Source organism: Erysipelatoclostridium sp. An15, assembly GCF_002160675.1.
In the GTDB taxonomy this organism is placed as follows: Bacteria; Bacillota_I; Bacilli_A; order Erysipelotrichales; family Coprobacillaceae; genus Thomasclavelia; species Thomasclavelia merdavium.
Genome location: NZ_NFLA01000025.1, coordinates 21,814 through 42,205, shown reverse-complemented (window position 1 = coordinate 42,205; position 20,392 = coordinate 21,814). Strand labels below are relative to the sequence as shown.

The window sequence follows — 20,392 nt, the reverse complement described above, 5'->3', positions numbered from 1 at the left end:
AATAATTTAAATATAATAGTTAAAATAATTTGACTATCATAATTAATTTATAAAAATCTTCTTCAAAAATAACTAATTTAATTTGAAAATAATTAGCTAATATAATTCGCTAATCAACAATCACCATAAAAGGAAAGTTCTTTAGTTGGAATCACTAAGTATCTATTAACTGTTACATTTTTTCCATACTCTGACTCAAACCATGCACAATGACTATTCATTTGTCCTGCTTCGTGTTTACTTATTTCTTGTCTTGATTCGTCTACTTCGCTTTTGCATTCAAAAAATGTGTACTCGTTATTTGTCCCACACCACAAATTATCAGGTCCCTTTCTTATTTCAGTATCGGGTCTTTGACTCATAAAACCAAGTAACTCTCCAATTTCCTTAAAAGCCGCTTCAAATTTATCTGCTTCGATTCCGAATGACAAATTATCCAATATTTCATCAACTGCTAATAAGAATTCATTATAATTACTATATTGATTCAAATATTCACGAATTTTATTCATTCTATTCTCATGAATAAATGATACCTTTGTGTATTCAATCCCAACTTTCGGTTTCATTAATTGCGAATTTGATTTGAATGCAACTTTTTGAAGCTTAACAGCCTCTTCCTTTCTAATTGGATAATAGTATCTTGCAAGTTGTTGCAAATACCATCCCTTCTCCAATATATCCCTTGCATATTTGTCGATAAATTTTTGCATTGCAGTTGCAGCCATCTCATATTCTTCTAGTGTATACAATTTTTCAATTTCTGACTCTTCTAATAATTGATCATATATGCTAGATTCATTTTCTATCTGCTCAATTAATTCCATTTCACTATTATAGTATTCTTTCCAACCATCATCTCTAGTAAGCATCTGCTTTATCAAAGAAATAACTGGTTTTATTGCTCGTTCATCTTGATTCTGTTCTTCACTTGCCATCTCAGCAATTTCCAGCCCAATATCTATTTGTTTTTGTGTCTGTACAGAAAAATGCTTTTTGGTAGTAACACTTCTCATAAATTTCACAAGATCTGAACCAATTATTAATATTGCACAATAATCTTTTTCCCCTCTAACACCTCTTCCAAAGCCTTGCTCAATTTTCTGCGCAATTTTTTTATTAATTATTTCACTATTAGGTCTACATTTCTTTTCATACTTGTCAGATAAACTATTGAAAAATGGCATTGAATCCATTATAAGTATTCTACAACTTTCATCCGGTAAATCTATGCCATCATATCTGTTGTTAATCACAACAATTTTTTCAAACTCTTTCTTTTTAAGCAATTCAATTACGTTAAAAATATTACCTCTATCAGCACAAATTGCTCCTAATTTACTATAGTGATTTGCTCTTCGAGTATTCGGGACTAATGCAACCATTCCAAATTTTTTATTTGTCATTTTTGAAAATTCAGTAACTACTAAATCTCTATCGCATGATTCATTTATCAATGACGGTATAATAACCATCTTCTCTCCAGACCATTTTTGTTCTTTAAATACTAATGGTTTTTTTACAGCATTGGTACTAAACGATAACCCTTTAACAAAAAAAGCATCATCTTGTGTGGTTGCTGACATTAATATTCTATGTTTTGCCTTAGAAAACGAGCCAAATACATCTACATTAGCATTGTAGGGAACAATCTCTATTTCACTTCCCGAAATATAGCAGCTGTAGTCTTTAATTCTATCTCTCATTAATGGCCATACAAACTGAACTGATATTACCCCACCTGCATCTGCTAGTATCTTTAACATCTCCGTTTTTTTATCGTACCAACTCCAATAAGGAACTGGCATAAAAGTATCAAAATCACCATTATTTATATCCAAGAAACTTCCTTCTCCTTGTCCTATCAATTCGTCTGAAAACAGTGATACTATTTTTAAATATACATCTTCGTTTTCTGATCTTTTTATAGTAATCGTCTGAGCTTCTTTTATTACATCTATACATGCATGTGAATCATCTAGTATTACGGTACCAACATTGATATGGTTATTATCTATTCCAAAAATAGATTTTCCATTGAATACTTTATGTGCATTTGTTATAAGAATTTTTTTACCACCAACAAATTCATCTGGTATTTGATTATCACTCTCTATTACACAATATGGTATACCAAATTTTTCTGCTTCAGAACATACCTGTGTAGTCAAATATAGATTAGGACAAATATACAAACATGGACCATTTTTTGAGTTAATCATCGATTGTAACAATAACAATCCAATTAATGTTTTCCCTTCTCCCGTATGTAACTTTATAATCAAGTCTTTATCATCATGATGTCTTTCGTACCATTTCTTTAAAATGTATTCCTGTGCAGGACGCAACGGACCAGCCACACTTTTTCTGTCCAAAGTTGAATACAACTCACAAGGTTCTGTCTTTCTTGCCACTTTAGTAGAATTTAATTTTTTTTGAAATCAATCATTATTTCTATGCACTCCTTTCATACTTATCTGTAATAGAATGCTTACACTAAAAATATTTATAACATTCCAATTTTTCAAAATATAAATCTAAAAATATCAATATTTTATAAATTTTCCTATTATTTTTATTGTATATTTCTATATAATAACACCATGACATCATCTAAAATAAACATATTATTCTAGTATTCTGTTCTTCTATGCTTTAAAAATCGTATTTATCTCTTCTAAATCAAGTTCTATTTTTCTAATAAAAATACCTAAAATAAACTCTTGTTGATTACATTCCTTTAAATCATCTAATCAATCCTAACTCTAAATCTTCGTTAGATAATATAAATCTCCCATAACTTACCATATACACAATATCAGCATTCTATATGAGTTCTTTTCAGCTATTAGTTACTAAATTAATCACTCTTAATTTTTACGATAATTAGTATATATTAACGGTTTTAAGCTTTGCAAACGAATTACTTTTTTTATTAATCTATTTTTAGCATTAGTATTTCTAATTATTCTAATTGAAGGCATCTATTTCAATTCTCTATATAATCTTTCCAAAACAAGTCAAAGTATAATCGTTGTATTTTCTGGCATTTGAGAAAGTTAATGTTTTTTATAGAGTTTTAAGGCTGTTAGAAACTAAGCAACCGCATAGCAAAGCCTTGAGAATACATTCCTAATTTTTACAGCACACACCATACTTTCTCTGTATAAATTCATCACTTCAACTTTGGAACCACCAACCTTAACTTCATCACGATTGTAGTTTACAAATCTATTTAATTCCTCTCTCAAAAGATTAAGAGCTCTTTCTGCATAGTATTTTTTCTTTAGCACTATTACCTATATATTTAAGATTATCCTTCTATTTCTGATATTTATTATCAATAAATTGATCATGAATCATACTGAAAAAATCAAATTCCGGATGATATTCTACAGCAATCTCAGCTATTGAATTATACAAGTAAAATAAATATTCCATATTATATCGATACACCGTCCTTTAGATAGCAAGCAACGCTCCTGATCATTAGTGAAATCAATTAAATCGTTTACTCACCGTTTTCTAAAGGAAATCCATTGTACTGACTAATAACAATTAGATTTAATTGATTTAATCACTCAGAGTCTTTTACTTTTAAAAATACATGTATATTATACTTATCTTCCTCATGATCATGTGTATATTCCATATGTAAAATCGAGTCTATTAATTGTTCAATCGATTCTTCTACCGCAAAAAATCTGATGAAACTGCCTATTTTAATTGATGATTTATACAAAGAAAAACCATCTAAAAGCTTAAATTTTGCTTTAAGTTCTGTAAAAGATTTTTTATTATCAAATTCTAATTCACTACAATTTATATAGATATTTACTGTTTTTTACGACGACATTAACTCTAAAATTCTTATTGCAAAATTTATCTATCAAAAATACAATGTACAAATATTATAACATAAATTTTTTTCTTCTTGACTTTCAATCACAATAACTGATTTTAGCATAACTGAGATTTCTATTGATTGCTGATTAAATTCCTACGATTCCCAATTCAAGGATATTTCTTTTATTTCCGTCGAATAAGATTGCACAGATAATATCAATTCTAAACATCTTAAATTATATTAAGTATTCAAAATATATCCAAGTTGCATACATAATTCTCTAAATATCTGTTTATAAGTAAATAAACAATTACATAAATATTAAAAAGTTCTTCAATTATTATATTAAACTAAAATGAAAAATTTATTTTTATTATGATATCTCTAAATCAAGGTATTGATTATACGTATAAATGTTTTCTGATCCAACTACTTCATTAAGAAAAGATTTAAATGTTGAATCTATCGGAATGGAAACAAAAAAAACTAGCCTTTTTTTTGCTCTAGAACAGCAAACATAAAACAGATTCCTGTTTCTCTCATATGAAGATAGTTTATTTTTTGGTACTTCAGAATGCCCAGTTATCATGGGAGCATATGTATCAAATTGATATAAATTCCACCCTTTGCTAATAACAAAAACAACATTATCATACTCTTCTCCCTTGACACCATGATCTGTCGAAAAGATTGCATTAGGAAACAAAAAATCGATTGCTGACTTAAATTGCATATACCCCAACTCTAAAAACGATTGTATGGAAACATTAGAAACATACATTGTTTCAGGCGCATTTTGATATAAATAATACCATTCTATCAATTTTGGTGGAATAGGTATTAATTGACTTTGTCTAACTAACTCAAATACATCAATTGCTCTCCTAGTTCTAGCTAAAGCTAGTTTCTTTTTAAATTCATTCCATTTAATTTTTTCGGATTTGTTTAAAATAGGAAAACGTCTTATGCTCAAAGTATCAAAAAGCAATTGCATATTTGAGTCATCAAGTGCTCTATAAACCGGTTCGATGATATCCATAAAAAACAAAAGGAACGGATCTTCTTTGTCTCTCAACCCATCAGCTAAAACATCTAAAAGTTGATCATATCCTTGTTGTATAGCAAGAACTTTGTGAGTTATCATCAATACTTTTAACGTATCATCTTTAGATGTCGTTTGTTTGATTCTCTGACAAACATTGCTTAGACGTTTTTTTAATTCTTCGGCTGGTAAATCATCTCTAAAATTACGTTCTATCCGACGAGGACCACTGTAATCATCACAGGTAATTACAACTATTTCACCTTCAAAATCATCAATCGCCGATGTTTGAGGTAAATCTGGACGTAAATCATTTAGGAGTTGGACAATTTTTGGTGCAGATCTGAAGTTTGAACCTTTCCTTACAACCTCAAGATTCTCATTCTCAATTAGACCACAAGCATTATTAGATTGATAAATAGTTTGCCAGGAATCACCAAAAAATCCAAACTGAGGTCCCTCTTTCTTTGCAATAAAAAAATCAACAAAACGATCAATAATAGGCTTGTAAGAATCTTGATACTCATCTATCAAAATCAATGGATAATTATCAGCAAAAATACGTCGAAATTTTGCATTATCTAAGAGATGACAAAATAATTTTAGAACATCATCGTGATACAAATATTGAATTCCATTTTCTTTGTAGCGATGTCCAAGTGTGTACGTAACCTCTGTAACTTTAAAAAAATCATCTTCACTTACTAAAAAATCAGAATCACTTGTAACAATATCAATAAGATAGTTTTGATACTGTTTTATTGCATTCCATGCAAAAGAATGGATGGTAGACGGAAGAATAAATGTATCTTTTGATAAACGTCCAGCGATCACATCTACAGCAGCATTGGTATATGTAATACAAATAACATTCTGCTTTTTTCGTTGATAATCTAGCCATTTATTTTTTTGAATCCAATCAATTACTTTGTTCAATGAATATGTCTTTCCTGAGCCTGCGCCAGCCTCTACGCGAAAACTGCTTCCGCTTCGAAGTACCTCTATAATCTGATCATCTACTTTATCAGCTTCAGCTTTTGCAAAGACATAGTTAGAATTTTTATTTACTTCTCTCAAGTTTTAACACCTCCTTATTCAAGCACCTGTTGCTCATTAAGCCATTTCAGTCCTAATCTAATATATCTAGGTATTATATAATCGGAGCATTCATCAATGAGTTTGAGCGCAAAGTCAGTCTTACTTTTCCCAGTAAACTCTAGATCATCTTCTGTTGAAGATTCATCTAGGCCAAAATACTCTCGATTAACATTTCGGATTGCTTCTTCTAGCGAATGACAGCAGAATCCATTCTCTTCTGTTTGAAATTCAATGTGGCATTTATCTATTGTTTTATCGTCAGGTGACATCGTCATAATTTCAGATAAAGGGATTTTGGTTTTGTCTTCTTCAGATAATTCTTTATTTTTTCGAATCCACCATTTTATGGTTTCATTAGATGTTGTTTCTCCTTGTGAAACTGGAACAGATCGGTAATAAATTCTTTCGTTTTTGCCAGATTTACCAGCCACAGAATCTAAATCAGTAAGAATGAGACAAGGTATTCCTAAAAATTTAATAAAAGGTATAAATTTATATGCGTACGCACCACCAATCTCTATTAGGGTATAATACTGATCAGGAAGTTGATACTTTTGAGAATCAAAATCGCCTAATCTTTTACATTTATCAATCATATCTGGTAAAAGTAAGCGCTCTGATGCTCCTTCAATAAATATTGCTTTATCAGCAAAAAATAAATCACATTTAGTTAATGTAAGATATTTTCTGATGAACTCAACATTATCAGAATTTTCCTTAGCAAATGTATTCAGATTTTTATAAATCACACCGTTTTTTGTTTTCTGTGTATATCTAATCTTTTGAAAAATCATAGTGTTAGCTATATGAGCTGAGTGAGAAGTCAAAAGAACTTGTACTTTAGCCGCAGTTATTTTAGTAATGAATTCTTCCAAGTATTGAGCAAAAGCATGTTGCATTTGTGGATGCATATGAGACTCTGGCTCCTCAATAAAAAGTAAAGGTATAACTGCATTGCCACATTTCTCAACCCTTTTAGCATACGCCGAAAGAAGAAATTCCATTTTAATTAAATTTTTATATCCTAAACCATTATAACTACTTGGAAGACTTTCATTACTATTGCCGAAAGTATAGGAAAGCATAGTTTGATTTTTTATTTGATCATCAATACTCAAATGAGTTGTAACCCCTAATTGAAGTTCTTCTCTATTTGGATATCCAAAACCTATCGCTTTATCCACAAGTTCACTTAAAATACTATCGCTTTGATTCTGAACCTTTTTATTTGCATTTTCGACGACACTACGAAGTTCCATTATTTTCTTTGAAACACTTGGATCAAGTTCATCTTCATTCATATCAAAATAACTGGAAATGAGTGAAGAGAGAGTATCATCACTTGTTCCATCTTCCCCAAGCCTTCGTTCTGCCCTAATAATCTGAAAAGGAAATAATTCGGCTAATTCAGATTGTCTTTTTCTTTGTATTATTTCTTCATTTTTGGGATTTACTGCATAAACTACAATTTCAAACAATTTATGAAAATTACTTGCAATTGCATCATGAGCATCATTAGAAACCTTAAAAACTTCTTCACTATAGTAGCTTTTCTCTAGTATTTTCCAAAATTTATTTTCGTCGACTCTTAGTTTATATTCAACTCGAATTAATGCTGTAGTAATGTCCATGTCCAAATCAATAATAAATGGCGATAACGCACCTAAATTATCATCTGAATTATCCAAGGAATAATCTACTAGAAAATCTACACTTATTGGCTCTACACGATTACAAAGATCTTCAAACTTAATTTTTTTCTCCATAAATAAATCGATATTTTTATATAAATTATCTCTTTTTTTCAATGGATAATCATTAAAAGAAAAGGCATCTCCAGTCAAAATTTTTCCTATACATTCAAAGCATGATGTTTTTGCAGTATTATTACGTCCTACAATTAATGTCGTCTGAGAATCAACCTCTAATTCTGCATCAATAAGAAGTCTATAATTTCGAATTATAATTTTTGACAATCGCATACATTTCCCCCCCTAAGTTCAAATTTGTTTTTTAAATTATCATTAATAAGAAATAAAATTTTAGTATTCTCTTTGCTATTAATTTATCAAAAAATTATATCTTTCAAAGATTTCCCATCGCAATTTTTCCAATCGACATTTCCATTACTTGTTCGCCCAAGAATTACTGCAGACGCTGCTGATGGTGCATTGAATTCATAATCTTTTTCAAAAATATCATTTACAATAATTCCATCATTTACTAATTTATTTCTTAAATTAAAATAAGATCTACCCCTTAACTCAAAAGAAGAAACCATATGATCTGAAACTTTTGAGCCTTTTAAAACTGTAAATCCACCAGAACTAACAAACCCTTTAGCATTTGCTCCACTTCCTTTGCAGTACAAATACACTGTTTTTTCATCTGCATGTGGAACTGGTTCTAGAACTTTATATCCTAATGTATTAATAATTATCTTAACATTATCTATAAATTCTTCCATAGAAGCAATTTGTGATTCTTTCATTACCGTGTTTTTATATGTATTTTTAGTTAATATTTGATAACGGCCACATTCCCTTGCTATCTCGACAAACCTATTTTCTAAATAACGTATCAAAGCTTTATTTAAATCCCATCCAGTAAAAATAACAGCTGAATTCCAATAGTATTTTTCTTTATCAGAATTATAATCTCTTAAATGTTGATTAAGTCTATCCAACACATTTTCTGCTTCTCCTATGTAAACAGAATCCACATCAGAATCTTCCTTACAAAATAAGAAATATACTCCTGCATTTCTTATATCATCCCGATTACATTGTTGAACTTCTGTTCTAGGGATTTTAATTGCTTTACCATTCCAATTTGATAATTCAGCAGTTACTAAACTCTCTGCGGTCCCATTTACTAGAAATAACTCTATTGCTTTTCCATAAACCATAATATTACACTCCTATCAATCATTGGTTATCAGCCCACATCTCACATTGCATCATGACAGTTTGAACTGCATCATCCATTCCATCAGGTGGATATCTATGTATCTTTAATAATCTCTTAATCTTCATCCTCATATTTGCTCTTGCTGATTCTCTCTTCTGCCAATCAATAGTACTGTTTTTACGAAGTGTATCTGCTAGTTCCTTAGTTATTGCAATTAACTCTTCATTCTCATAAAAATCTTTAATTGCTTGTGGCTTTGTTAATGCGTCGTAAAAAGCTAATTCATCAGCTGTAAGACCTAACTTATTACCTTCATTTTGTGCATCAGTAATTTGTTTTGCTAATATTAAAAGTTCTTGTATTACTTCCTCATTTGTGATCATTCCATTAATATAGCGATTAAGTGTTGCTTTTATAATCTCGCTAAATTTTGCAGATTTTACAACGTTAGTTCTCTTATATACAGCTACTTGATCTGCTATTAATCGTTTTAACAATTCAATGGCTAAGTTTTTTTCTTTCATTTTTGCAACATCTTCAAGAAATTTAGGATCAAACAATGAAAATTCTTCCTTAATTGATGAAAAAAGATTGATTACTCCATCACTTTTAATGCTTTGCTTTAACAATTCATTTATTCTTTCATTAATATCTGGCAAGGATAGCTTCTGACCATTACCATTATTCATTAATCTATTTACCATGACACGAATTGTTTCAAAAAAGGCTGCCTCAAATCGCTTTTCTTCATCGACAATAGATGAACATAACGATAATGCTTGATGCATTAATAATGCTTCCTTAACAAAAATATCTTTATCTTCCTCTCTTACTGGATCAATGATGAAGTTTACTGCACCAGAAATCACTTTTGCTCTTTGTAATTCTGTTCCAGTTTTAAATAAACTATAATCATAACCATAGAACAAATCCTGGCAAACTGATAATTTCTCCAAGAATTTAGGATAAGCCATATCTACGATATTCATATCTCCATAATTCTTTTTATCTCTTGTTGTATAATCATTCATTGCTTGTTTTAAAGCTCCTGCAATACCAATATAATCAACAACAAGCCCACCTTCTTTATCTCTAAAGACACGATTAACTCGAGCAATGGCCTGCATCAAATTATGTCCACGCATTGGTTTATAAACATACATTGTTGCTAATGATGGTACATCAAATCCTGTTAACCACATATCCACAACAATTGCAATTTTTAAAGAGCTACTATTATCTTTAAACTTCTTAGCTAGTTCTTCTTTATGTGCTTTATTTCCAATAATTGCATGCCATTCTTCAGGATCTTTATTTCCTGAAGTCATTACTACAGCAACCTTTTCTTCTTGTTTCCACTGAGGTCTTAATTCAAGTATTTTTTCATAAATCTTCAGCGCAATCGATCTAGAGTAAGCGACAATCATGGCTTTACCTGTTAATAAGTGTTCACGATTTTCTTCATAATGATAGATTATATCATTTACCAAAGAATCTATCGTACTATCATTACCAAGAATAGCCTCCATTTGCCCTAACTTCTTCTTACTCTTTTCAATAACCACTTCATCAGCATTACTAGCCATTAAATCATATTCATCATCTATGATTTTTAAAGTATCTTCATCCAAATTTAATTTTACAACACGACTTTCATAATACACTGGTCTTGTTGCACCGTCTTCTACCGCTTGTGTCATGTCATATATATCTATATATTTACCAAAAACCTCCGTAGTATTACGGTCTGCTGAAGAAATAGGTGTTCCAGTAAATCCAATAAAAGTCGCATTAGGCAAACTGTCACGAATAATTCTGGCAATTCCCACTGTACGTTTTGCTATTTCTTCACCTTGTTCATTTTTAGTCATTTTTATTTTTTCAGTTAATCCGTATTGTCCACGATGTGCTTCATCTGCCATTACAACAATATTTCTTCTATCAGAAAGTGCAACACCATATTCTTCAAACTTTTGCATTGTTGTAAAGATGATTCCATTAGCTTGTCTACCTTCTAATAATTTCTTTAAATGATCTCTGCTTTCTGCTTGAATAGGTGTCTGTCTTAAAAAATCTTTACATTTACTAAATTGCCCATATAACTGATCATCCAAATCATTTCTATCAGTAATAACGACAATAGTTGGACTATTTAATGCTTTTTGTAATAAGTGAGCATAGAACACCATGGATAATGATTTTCCACTTCCTTGTGTATGCCAAAATACTCCTGCTTTTCCATCGGTTTGTGTTGCATTTTGTGTCGAAACGATGGCTTTTTTTACTGCGAAATATTGATGATATCCAGCTAATATTTTAAAAGTTTTAATTCCTTCATTTGAAAAACAAATAAAATTTTTAATAATATCTAACAATCTTTCTTTTTCAAAAACGCCTTCAAAAAAAGTATCAAATTGAGCAAACTTATCATTTACTCGATTTCCATCTTTACTCTTCCACTCCATAAATCGATCTTCACCCGAAGTAATCGTTCCTGCTTTTGAGACAAGGTGATCACTCATAACACAAATAGCATTATAAATAAACATTGAAGGAATCTCATGCATATAATTGCGTAATTGACGATAAGCCTCTGAAGCATCAGTTTCTTCTCTAGAAGGAGATTTTAATTCCATAATCACCAAAGGCAATCCATTTATAAATAATATAATGTCTGGTCTTTTATTACTATTTTCAATATATGTCCATTGATTAGCAACAATAAATGAATTACTATCTACATTACTGTAGTCAATTAGATAAACTATTGATGATTTTTCTTCACTACCATCAAAATAACGAACTGGCACACCATTTTGAAGATAATCCATAAATACCATGTTCTTTTGAACTAATTCCCCATTTTCAAAGTTTTTTAACTTATACAATGCATCATCTATTGCACTATGAGGTAATCCACTGTTAATTCTTTCAATTGATTCTACTAAGACATCTTCATATAAAGGACTATAAAAATCTCTTCCAATATTAGGACCATAAACATGCTGATATTGTAAGCCATTTTCAAATAAATCTACTATTGAATTTTCATAACTTTCTTCATTATATCCTTGATACATGTTTCTCACTCCTTTATTTTTTATTGAAATGAAAGCTCCACAATCTCTCTATATCATTATAGCTGGCATGCTGATTTCGAGGCGTGTTCGTATCTCCAACACGAGTATAAATTTGATGGTCATTAATCCCCTTATACCGTTTTTCTAGATAAAATGGTACATCAGATGATGCTACACATTTAATAACCATAATCTTTTTATACTTAAAATATATTTCATCTATTTGAATGTTTGGTCTTCTATCACCTGCAAATTTTAATGATTTTATAAAATCATATATATTATTTGATTTCCACTCATCATTAATACCTATTACCTCATAATCATCTCTTACCCCTATAATTAAATAAGCATCTTTATTTTCTAAGTTATTACTAAGGCACAATATATCATGAAGTAATTGTTCATTATCTTTATGAAGTATTTCTTTAAAATCGTAGAAATAATCTTCTTTTTTAGATCTAATAATATTAACTATAGTTTTATTAATATCTTTTAGCAGAATTTCATTACTTTTAAACCCATCTACGATCATTTTTAATTTTTCTCTTTCCTCTGAGTCGCATTTACCATTAACAACACTATTTTTTACAACGTTTGAATCATATATTGTAACAATAGCTCCGCTATTACTAAATTTAAATTGCCAATTTTTTCCATTATTATTGCGTTCTATACAATCCGTTATTTCATATCCAATATTTTGTAAATTTTCTTTTATTTTCTCAATATCAACTGTAATTTTAGCCATATTAATTACCTACCTCAATTTCTAATAATATAAACAATAATTTAGAGCAACAAGCTCAGGCAATATTCAAAGAATGGTTTATAGACAATCCTGAAAACAACAAATGGTCAGTAGGAACATTCTCTGAACTTATTAAGTCAACCTTAAATGGTGACTGGGGAAAAGAAGCATCGACAGGTAATAATACTGAAAAAGTTTACTGTATTAGAGGTGCTGATATTCCTGATGTTAAAGCTGGCAATAAAGGTAAAATGCCTACAAGATATATTCTTCCGAAAAACTTTGCTACAAAACAACTTACGGCTGGTGATATTGTTATTGAAATATCAGGAGGAAGTCCTTCTCAATCAACTGGAAGGTGTACTGCTATAACTCAATCATTACTCGACCGTTATGATAGCGGTATGGTTTGTACAAATTTCTGCAAGGCAATGAAGCCCAAAGAAGGATACAGTCTGTTTATCTACTATTATTGGCAATATCTGTATGATAAAGGTGTCTTTTTCTCTTACGAAAACGGTACAACAGGAATTAAAAATCTTGACTTTACAGGTTTTATTGAAACAAAAACTATTTTAATTCCGCCAGTAGATAAAGTTAGAGCATTTGATGATTATTGCAAATCAATTTTCAATCAAATTTTTGCCAATAGCAGGCAGAACGAACATCTTGCAATGCTTAGAGATACCCTTTTATATAAACTTATGTCTGGCGAGCTTGATGTCTCAAATATTGACCTCTAAGCCGCTAAATTATTGTTTATGTCTATATTATTTTTTATTTTCAAATCAATAGAATCTAATATACTAACAACTTTATTTTGATAATTTCTCGGAAATACCGGGATAGGCAAAGTACCGTATGTTTTTGCATTAATATTGCCACGTGTGCTACCAGTATTAAAAGAATGAATCCAGTCTTTATAGGCTTTAGATTGACAATAATACTTAACAAATTTTGGATTGATTTTTTTAACGTCTAAACTAAATTTAATCAAAAAACCAGCATAAACCAATTCTCCATCCGTTTCATCATAAAAATAATTCCTTCCTGTGCTTGCTCCTGTTCTTGCAAATACAATATCATTCTTTTTTAAAGTATAGTTATACGCTTTTTTATCAGCCACTGACATTAAATTTGATTTATCCAAATTCCCGTCATCTTTAATATCGGTAATTCTTAAATAAGTATATAACTCATCAGAATAAGGAACTGCCGAAGCTGCAATACCGTATGATCCTCTTCCGTCTAAAGATAGCTCATTTAATGTTTTTATTTCGTAATTCATTATGTAAACTCCTATCCTATATATTTTTTATGTGCAATTTTTACATTACTTTGTTTAACCATTGCATATTGCAATGTTGTATCAATCTTTTGATGTCCTAACAATTTTTGTAATTGTTCAATGGGCATTCCTTTATCAATTGCCTTTGTTGCTAACGTCCTTCTAAATTTGTGAGGATGAGCTTTATGAATATCTAATTTTCTCCCCATCTCTCTAATTCTTGTTTCTATTCCACTAATGGTAATACGATTAAATGGCTTTCTTAAAGTAACAAATAATGCTTTATTATCATCATTTCGACTATTTAAATAATTTTGTAAATGTATTTTTGTTCTAGCATCAAAATAAACGATACGTTCTTTATCACCTTTACCAAACACTACACATTCTCTTTCACTAAAGTTAATATCATCCTTATTTAACAATACTAATTCTCCAACACGCATCCCAGTTGAGGCCAAGATATCAATTAAAGCTAAATCACGCAAATTATCACAATTATCTCTCATTAATTCTAATGATTCATCACTATACGTTTCTTTAATAACAGAAGCTGATTTAACCTTATGTATTCTTCTAACAGGACTTTTTATAATAAAATCTTCATCCTCTAACCAAGAAAAGAAACTAGATAATATTCGTCGTATGTTATCTATTGTCACTCTACTTGATCCACGTTCTTCCTGATATTGTGTTAAATAATTTCTTAAATCATTAGTTGTAACATTTTTAATAGATTTATTTATTGCATTAAGTACTATTTCAATAGTTGATTTATAATATTTAAGTGATTTTTCAGAGCATCCTTCTAATCTTTTGGCTGATAAAAATGAATCTATATAGTGTTGATTCGTTTTGTCATTTGTTGCACTTTGAATCTCTTCAATTTGGTAATTAGACAATACTTTTATAAGTATACAATTTAATCTTTCATATTGGTTATCATCTAAACATGTAACCATATCATGTAATATCATATTTTTTATAATTTCATTCATATATATTCTCCTTTTTTGAGAACACATAGAGAGTGGCTGTTCTTCTATTAACTCTTGCCACTCACAAGAGTTTTACATATATAAACAATAATTTAGCGGCTTAGCCTTTAAGTTTGGCATATTGCTTTTTCCAAGCTCGTGACGTTTTTTTACAAATACAATCTTCCGAGAAAAAGGCGCAGATATTCGGTAATCCGTTATTTGCGCATATATCCGGATTATTAGCTATGCAACCGTATGTTTGCAGTTCTGTGTCTTGTGAATGTAGCGGTGCATTAAAAGGTATTGAGAGGTCTTTCCTATTCATAATCTACCTCCGATATATCAATTTCTCCGCTCATAAGTTTTGGAAGAAGCGTGTCTCTTGTTTCAGCAAGCTTTTTGTTCTCTATTCGGTTTGCGATAATCAAATCGTAAATTGGCTGAAGCAAAGCTTCAATTCGCTTGTAGTCTGCTTCGGTGGGTATGAGAACCGCTGCTTTTGAAAGTTCATCACGCTTGATGTGTCCCATTGTTGTAGCTTTATCGGCAGCAACGGCAATAAAGCGGTCAAGATGGTGTTTTGTCCAAACATAGTAGAACCACTTATCAAACTTGTTTGATGTAACTTTGAACAAATGCTGATTTAAGCCGCAGATACCACCACACCAAAAATCAACTAACAGACTGCCTGACCAAGAGAAGATAACATCGCCATCGTGAATGATGTACTCACTTTTAATGTTTGGAGAACACAGTTCGCTGTTATCATCACAACAGCCTTGACGAAGTTCTTTGATTTTAAGAACCGGAATGCCTGTTTCGTCAACAGTTGGACGATATTTTTGCATAGCAAGACCGTTTAGATAGTCTGCAATATCTATCAAACTGGCTTGCTTCCAACCATCAGGTAGCGTTTCAAGAGTTAAAAACTCATTTGAAAAGATAGCCTGAGCTTGCTGCTCTAAATTATTGTTTATTTTATTATTTATATCTATTTTTTCATCAATTGGAATAAGAAAAGACAATATTTTTTCTTGATCTTCTAAAGATGGGATATCAAATTCTAATCTATTAAGCGTTTCTGTTCTTAAACTTGGAATTGTTGTTCCCTCGTTGTAATTATTTAAATCAATAAGCGACATAACATAATACAAATACTTAGGTATGACAAGCTTAGTGTTTACAATAGTATAAAAAAGAGTATCCACAGTCCAAAAAGGTTGTTCAACATATTTAACTTTTCCTATTGTTCCTTTTCTTCCTATCAAAACAGATGGTTTATCATAAAGAAATGTTGTAGCGTATCCCATTAATCCTCCTGTTCCCAAAACAGGTATCTTTCCTGTATCAGATTGAACTTTTTTTTGATTTTTTCCATATTTTATAATAGCTAGTTCGGCAAGAGTATATCTTTTATACTTCATATCCAATTGCCTCCAACTTCTTACGTATATCATTCTCTAATTCTTGAGACTTTTTAAACATATCAGACAATTCAGAAGCAAGACGTTTCATCTTATCATCAAATGGTTCACCATCATCTTCTTGTTCCTCAATACCTACATATCTTCCTGGAGTTAAAATATAATCCTGTTTTGCTATATCCTCTGTAGTAGTAATTGCACAAAATCCCTTCACTTCTTCTAAAGTACCATTTTGGAATGAATCAAACGTATCAGCTAACTTTTTAATATCTTCAGCAGTAAAGTCTCTATGTTTACGATCTACCATATACCCCATCTTACGTGCATCAATGAAAAGAGTCTTTCCTTTTTGTTTTTTATTTTTACTAATAAACCATAATGTTACAGGAATTGTAACGCTATAAAATAATTGTGTTGGCAAAGCCACGATCCCTTCAATTAAATCGGCCTCTATAATATTTTTTCGAATTTTCCCTTCTCCTGATGTTTGAGATGATAAGGCTCCATTAGCTAATACTAAACCGATTTTTCCATTTGGCGCTAAATGATGAATCATATGTTGAATCCACGCAAAGTTTGCATTTCCTTCAGGTGGCAACCCATATTTCCAACGAACATCATCTTTTAGTTTATCTTGTCCCCAGTTTTTCAAATTGAATGGTGGATTTGCCATGATAAAGTCTGCTTTTAACGTTTTATGTAAATCATTAAAGAATGTATCTGCTTGATACGGTCCAAAGTCTGCATCAATACCTCGAATTGCCATATTCATTTTCGCCATTTTCCACGTATCGGCATTTGATTCTTGACCGTAAACAGAAATTCTATTTCTATTACCTGAATGTGCCTGCAAGAATTTTACACTTTGTACAAACATTCCTCCTGATCCACAACATGGATCATACACTCGACAATCTTCAAAAGGTTTCAATATTTCTACAATCGTTTTAACAATACTAGAAGGTGTATAGAATTCGCCACCTTTTGTTCCTTCGTATGCAGCAAACTGTGCAATACAATATTCATATGTACGTCCTAATATATCACGATCTCCATTAATATCTTCCATCTTCACTTCGTTTGTAAATAAATCAACGACTTCTCCTAGCACTCTTTTATCTAAATCAGGGCTGCCATATATCTTTGGTAATACATTTTTAAGACTTTTATTTTCATCTTCGATTGCTCTCATTGCATCATCTAATACAGTTCCGATTTCAGGTGTATGTGCTGCAGAAGCAATTACATTCCAACGCGCTTTTTCTGGTACATAAAATATATTTTCTTCTATATATGCATCTTTATCATTTTCAAAACCATAACCTTCTTCTACTAGTTCATTGTATCGTTTTTCAAAAGCACTAGAAATGTATCTTAAAAATATCAAGCCAACTATCACTTTACGATAATCAGCAGCTGGAATATGACCCCAGAGAACACAAGCTGCATCCCATATTTGTTTTTCAAACCCAATTTTTGTGTTGTCTTTTACCATTACCATTTCTCCTTATCTCTTAATGTAAATTCTAGAGTATCATCTATTTTACAATCTAAAGTTCAACATATTTTTCTCAATGCATTTAATAAAAAATTGATTACGAGAGAATCTTATCATATTTTGACTAATAGCGTCATCTTAGCGTATTTCATTTTTCTAATTCCTCTATCAATTAATAATTTAAAAAAATGTTGTAACATACTTTTATAGATTATTCCTAGCATACTATCTATAATTATATATATTATTTCTAGTCATTTGTATAGTTTTCTTGAACTTTTACAATTTTTTCTTTTTCAATAATTTTAATCTTAATTAAGTCATTTTTAATAAAAGACTTAATTAATAATAATTAAATCAAAAACTCGACTCTTCCCACTTCAATCTGTTTAATTTGATTTTGTTCTTTTATTTCCTTGATAATATTCTCTACGTTTAATCAAGATACTATTGCTACTTGTTTAATTCTAAAACCTAAACTATTAACTTTTTTATTTATGTATCGATTTCCTAGTGATTTTAAACGAATAAATTTCTTTGCAAAAGGATGTTTTACAGCAATATTATTTTGAGTTTCTTTTTTATTTCGTAACCTAATAAAATTAATTTATTATAAAACTGTTGCATTATAAAACTTATTGAAATTGCTTTGTCTATATCTTTTTTATATACTTTTCTAAAAATAACTTGCTTTAGAAACACCTGTATTTTGTTTATTGTTAATAACAGAAAAAATATTTTCTTTACAAATTTCATCTAAAATATTACGCATTCTTTGGATATCGTTATATGTATTACAATATCGTTTTCCATCAACAAATGAAGTAGAATTTAATAAAAAATGATTATGAATATTATCAGTATTTAGATGGGTAGTAACAATAACTTGAAAATAATCACCTAGCATTTTTTAGCAAACGCTACTCAAAAGCAAAGAATAATTATAAAAATAATATATAAAGAGAATAGTACCGAGTAATTTACATTAGCATCATTTAGTATTCAAACATCAAAAAACCCTTAAATAGAGGTCTTTTTAAGGGCACATGTTATTCGAACTCGCTTCCTCTGAATTGATTCCCTGTCTTTTTTATAGCTTTTCATGTATTTTTTTCTCGAATTTATATCATATATCTCTATTATTCCACAAATCCTAATTATTTGTACTCATTTTGTACTCGCTATGAGTACAAAATGAGTACATACTTTAGATTTATGAAATTAATAATTCGGATCTTGATTTAAGCTAGTCTTGTTGAATTTTCATTTTGTTCATCTCAATAAACTGAAGTTTATCAAGCTGTTTGTAACATAATAAACAGATAATTTTTAAGAAACTATTGTTCTATATCTATATTTTCTTTATATTTCTTATTCAAACTCACCATATTCTAATCAATTTTGTTAAGTGATTGTTTTTCCTCGTGTTTACTGTTCTTTTGATAATTTGATGTATCTATATTATTCTACCTAAATGAGCTAATATTATCATTTAGTTATAAGCATTGATAATATAGATTTATAGTCACTAGTAATAATATTCAAAATATGATCTAAGTTAAATAATTGTATAAAAATTAGATGTTCACAGTAAATGTTTTACCGACGTCTGAAATCTTCATTAACTCTCCTTCATTTTCTTGGAGTATCTTTTTTGTGTGATCAGCAATATCTTCTCTAAGTTGTCCTGTTGCAGTATTTACTCCCAATGAAATAATTTCTTCAGCAGTAACCCAACGATATTTGTCGGATTGTTGCATTACCAATAACTTCAAATCATTCTCTTGTTCCAAAGTAGGTAATAGTTCTACAACATCTGCCAAAAGAATTTCGTAAATTTGAAAATGCTCTCCAAATTGAAGACTTGTCATATGTCTGCCACAAAAACGATATTTGATTTGACGCCAATCAACAATACCTTTCTCTATTAGCTCTTCTTTAAATTCTCGACTCAAGTCATCAATTTTTTCTCTTTTTGCTTTTCTATCAAAACGAGCAATAAACTTCCTTAAATATTTATTTTCCATTCTGAGACGATAATCATTACGAGAAGATTCATCTATAGAAATCTTATCGTCATCTTTCACTTGAAATCGATTCTTAAGTTCTAATTTTTCATTTTCATCAAATTTATAAACTCCTCCAACAGGTTGGTATTTTCCTGTTCCTCTCTCATTTTTAACTAGTAGATACTTATCTCCCATTTTAATTCTGTAAAGATAAGCAAAAGAAACTCGAACAATAGTATTATCTGTAATAAAGCCGCCTCGTTTAAGCTTCCTTTGAGACATTTTCCAATTTGTAGTATCGGAAATATCTTGAACTGATTTACAAAACGCAGGTAGAGAATAACAAAGCAATAAACCTGCAATACTACTTCCTACTGGCAATAATTTAATCTCAAAAACAACAATTATTCCAATAAAAGATAGTGATAGAATAAATAAAATAATGCTTTTAAAAATTTTCATAGT

The 20,392-nt window shown here is 30.1% G+C and carries 13 protein-coding genes; 1 reads left to right on the top strand and 12 read right to left on the bottom strand.

What is annotated here, in order from left to right; genetic code table 11:
• Positions 1–113: 113 nt before the first annotated feature.
• The 6 genes from B5E92_RS09060 to B5E92_RS09030 form a co-directional block, all read right to left on the bottom strand.
• A complete protein-coding gene (locus B5E92_RS09060) occupies positions 114–2,360 on the bottom strand; it encodes a DEAD/DEAH box helicase (protein WP_204245256.1) in 2,247 nt (748 codons plus the stop codon).
• Between the two features lie 1,860 nt (positions 2,361–4,220).
• Positions 4,221–5,966, bottom strand: coding sequence for a UvrD-helicase domain-containing protein (locus B5E92_RS09050; protein WP_087301464.1), 1,746 nt, complete (start codon positions 5,964–5,966; stop codon positions 4,221–4,223).
• Positions 5,967–5,980: 14 nt separating this feature from the next.
• Positions 5,981–7,969 carry an ATP-dependent endonuclease gene (locus B5E92_RS09045; protein ID WP_087301462.1) on the bottom strand — a complete coding sequence of 663 codons (1,989 nt, stop codon included), beginning with the start codon at positions 7,967–7,969 and terminating at the stop codon, positions 5,981–5,983.
• Between the two features lie 86 nt (positions 7,970–8,055).
• Positions 8,056–8,895: a GIY-YIG nuclease family protein gene (locus tag B5E92_RS09040; protein WP_087301460.1), complete on the bottom strand. Its 840-nt coding sequence runs from the start codon at positions 8,893–8,895 to the stop codon at positions 8,056–8,058.
• Positions 8,896–8,914: 19 nt separating this feature from the next.
• On the bottom strand, positions 8,915–11,977 hold the full coding sequence (locus tag B5E92_RS09035) for a type I restriction endonuclease subunit R (RefSeq protein ID WP_087301458.1): 3,063 nt from the start codon (positions 11,975–11,977) through the stop codon (positions 8,915–8,917).
• Positions 11,978–11,990: 13 nt separating this feature from the next.
• Positions 11,991–12,728: an ATP-binding protein gene (locus B5E92_RS09030; protein ID WP_087301455.1), complete on the bottom strand. Its 738-nt coding sequence runs from the start codon at positions 12,726–12,728 to the stop codon at positions 11,991–11,993.
• A gap of 251 nt (positions 12,729–12,979) precedes the next feature.
• Between B5E92_RS09030 and B5E92_RS09025 the strand changes: the two genes are divergently transcribed.
• Positions 12,980–13,471, top strand: a complete 492-nt coding sequence (locus tag B5E92_RS09025) for a restriction endonuclease subunit S (RefSeq protein WP_087301453.1) — start codon at positions 12,980–12,982, stop codon at positions 13,469–13,471.
• On the opposite strand, the gene B5E92_RS09020 is transcribed toward B5E92_RS09025, so the two are convergent.
• From B5E92_RS09020 to B5E92_RS08990, 6 genes are all read right to left on the bottom strand, one after another.
• Complete coding sequence (locus B5E92_RS09020) at positions 13,468–14,016, bottom strand: restriction endonuclease subunit S (RefSeq protein WP_087301451.1); 549 nt, start codon at positions 14,014–14,016, stop codon at positions 13,468–13,470. The two genes, B5E92_RS09025 and B5E92_RS09020, sit on opposite strands and share 4 nt — an antisense overlap.
• 11 nt (positions 14,017–14,027) lie before the next feature.
• Entirely contained in the window at positions 14,028–15,014 is a 987-nt protein-coding gene (gene xerA / locus B5E92_RS09015) for a site-specific tyrosine recombinase/integron integrase (RefSeq protein WP_087301449.1), read from the bottom strand.
• 299 nt (positions 15,015–15,313) lie between these two features.
• Positions 15,314–16,420 carry a restriction endonuclease subunit S gene (locus B5E92_RS09005; protein ID WP_087301445.1) on the bottom strand — a complete coding sequence of 369 codons (1,107 nt, stop codon included), beginning with the start codon at positions 16,418–16,420 and terminating at the stop codon, positions 15,314–15,316.
• The gene (locus B5E92_RS09000; protein ID WP_204245255.1) at positions 16,410–17,915 is read right to left on the bottom strand and encodes a class I SAM-dependent DNA methyltransferase; all 1,506 of its coding nucleotides are present in this window, start codon (positions 17,913–17,915) and stop codon (positions 16,410–16,412) included. Before B5E92_RS09000 ends, B5E92_RS09005 begins: the two co-directional genes overlap by 11 nt.
• A 679-nt stretch (positions 17,916–18,594) precedes the next feature.
• On the bottom strand, positions 18,595–18,825 hold the full coding sequence (locus B5E92_RS15850; protein WP_239406439.1) for a relaxase/mobilization nuclease domain-containing protein: 231 nt from the start codon (positions 18,823–18,825) through the stop codon (positions 18,595–18,597).
• A 670-nt stretch (positions 18,826–19,495) separates the two neighbouring features.
• Entirely contained in the window at positions 19,496–20,389 is an 894-nt protein-coding gene (locus B5E92_RS08990; RefSeq protein WP_087301441.1) for an HU-CCDC81 and SPOR domain-containing protein, read from the bottom strand.
• Between the last annotated feature and the right edge of the window lie 3 nt (positions 20,390–20,392).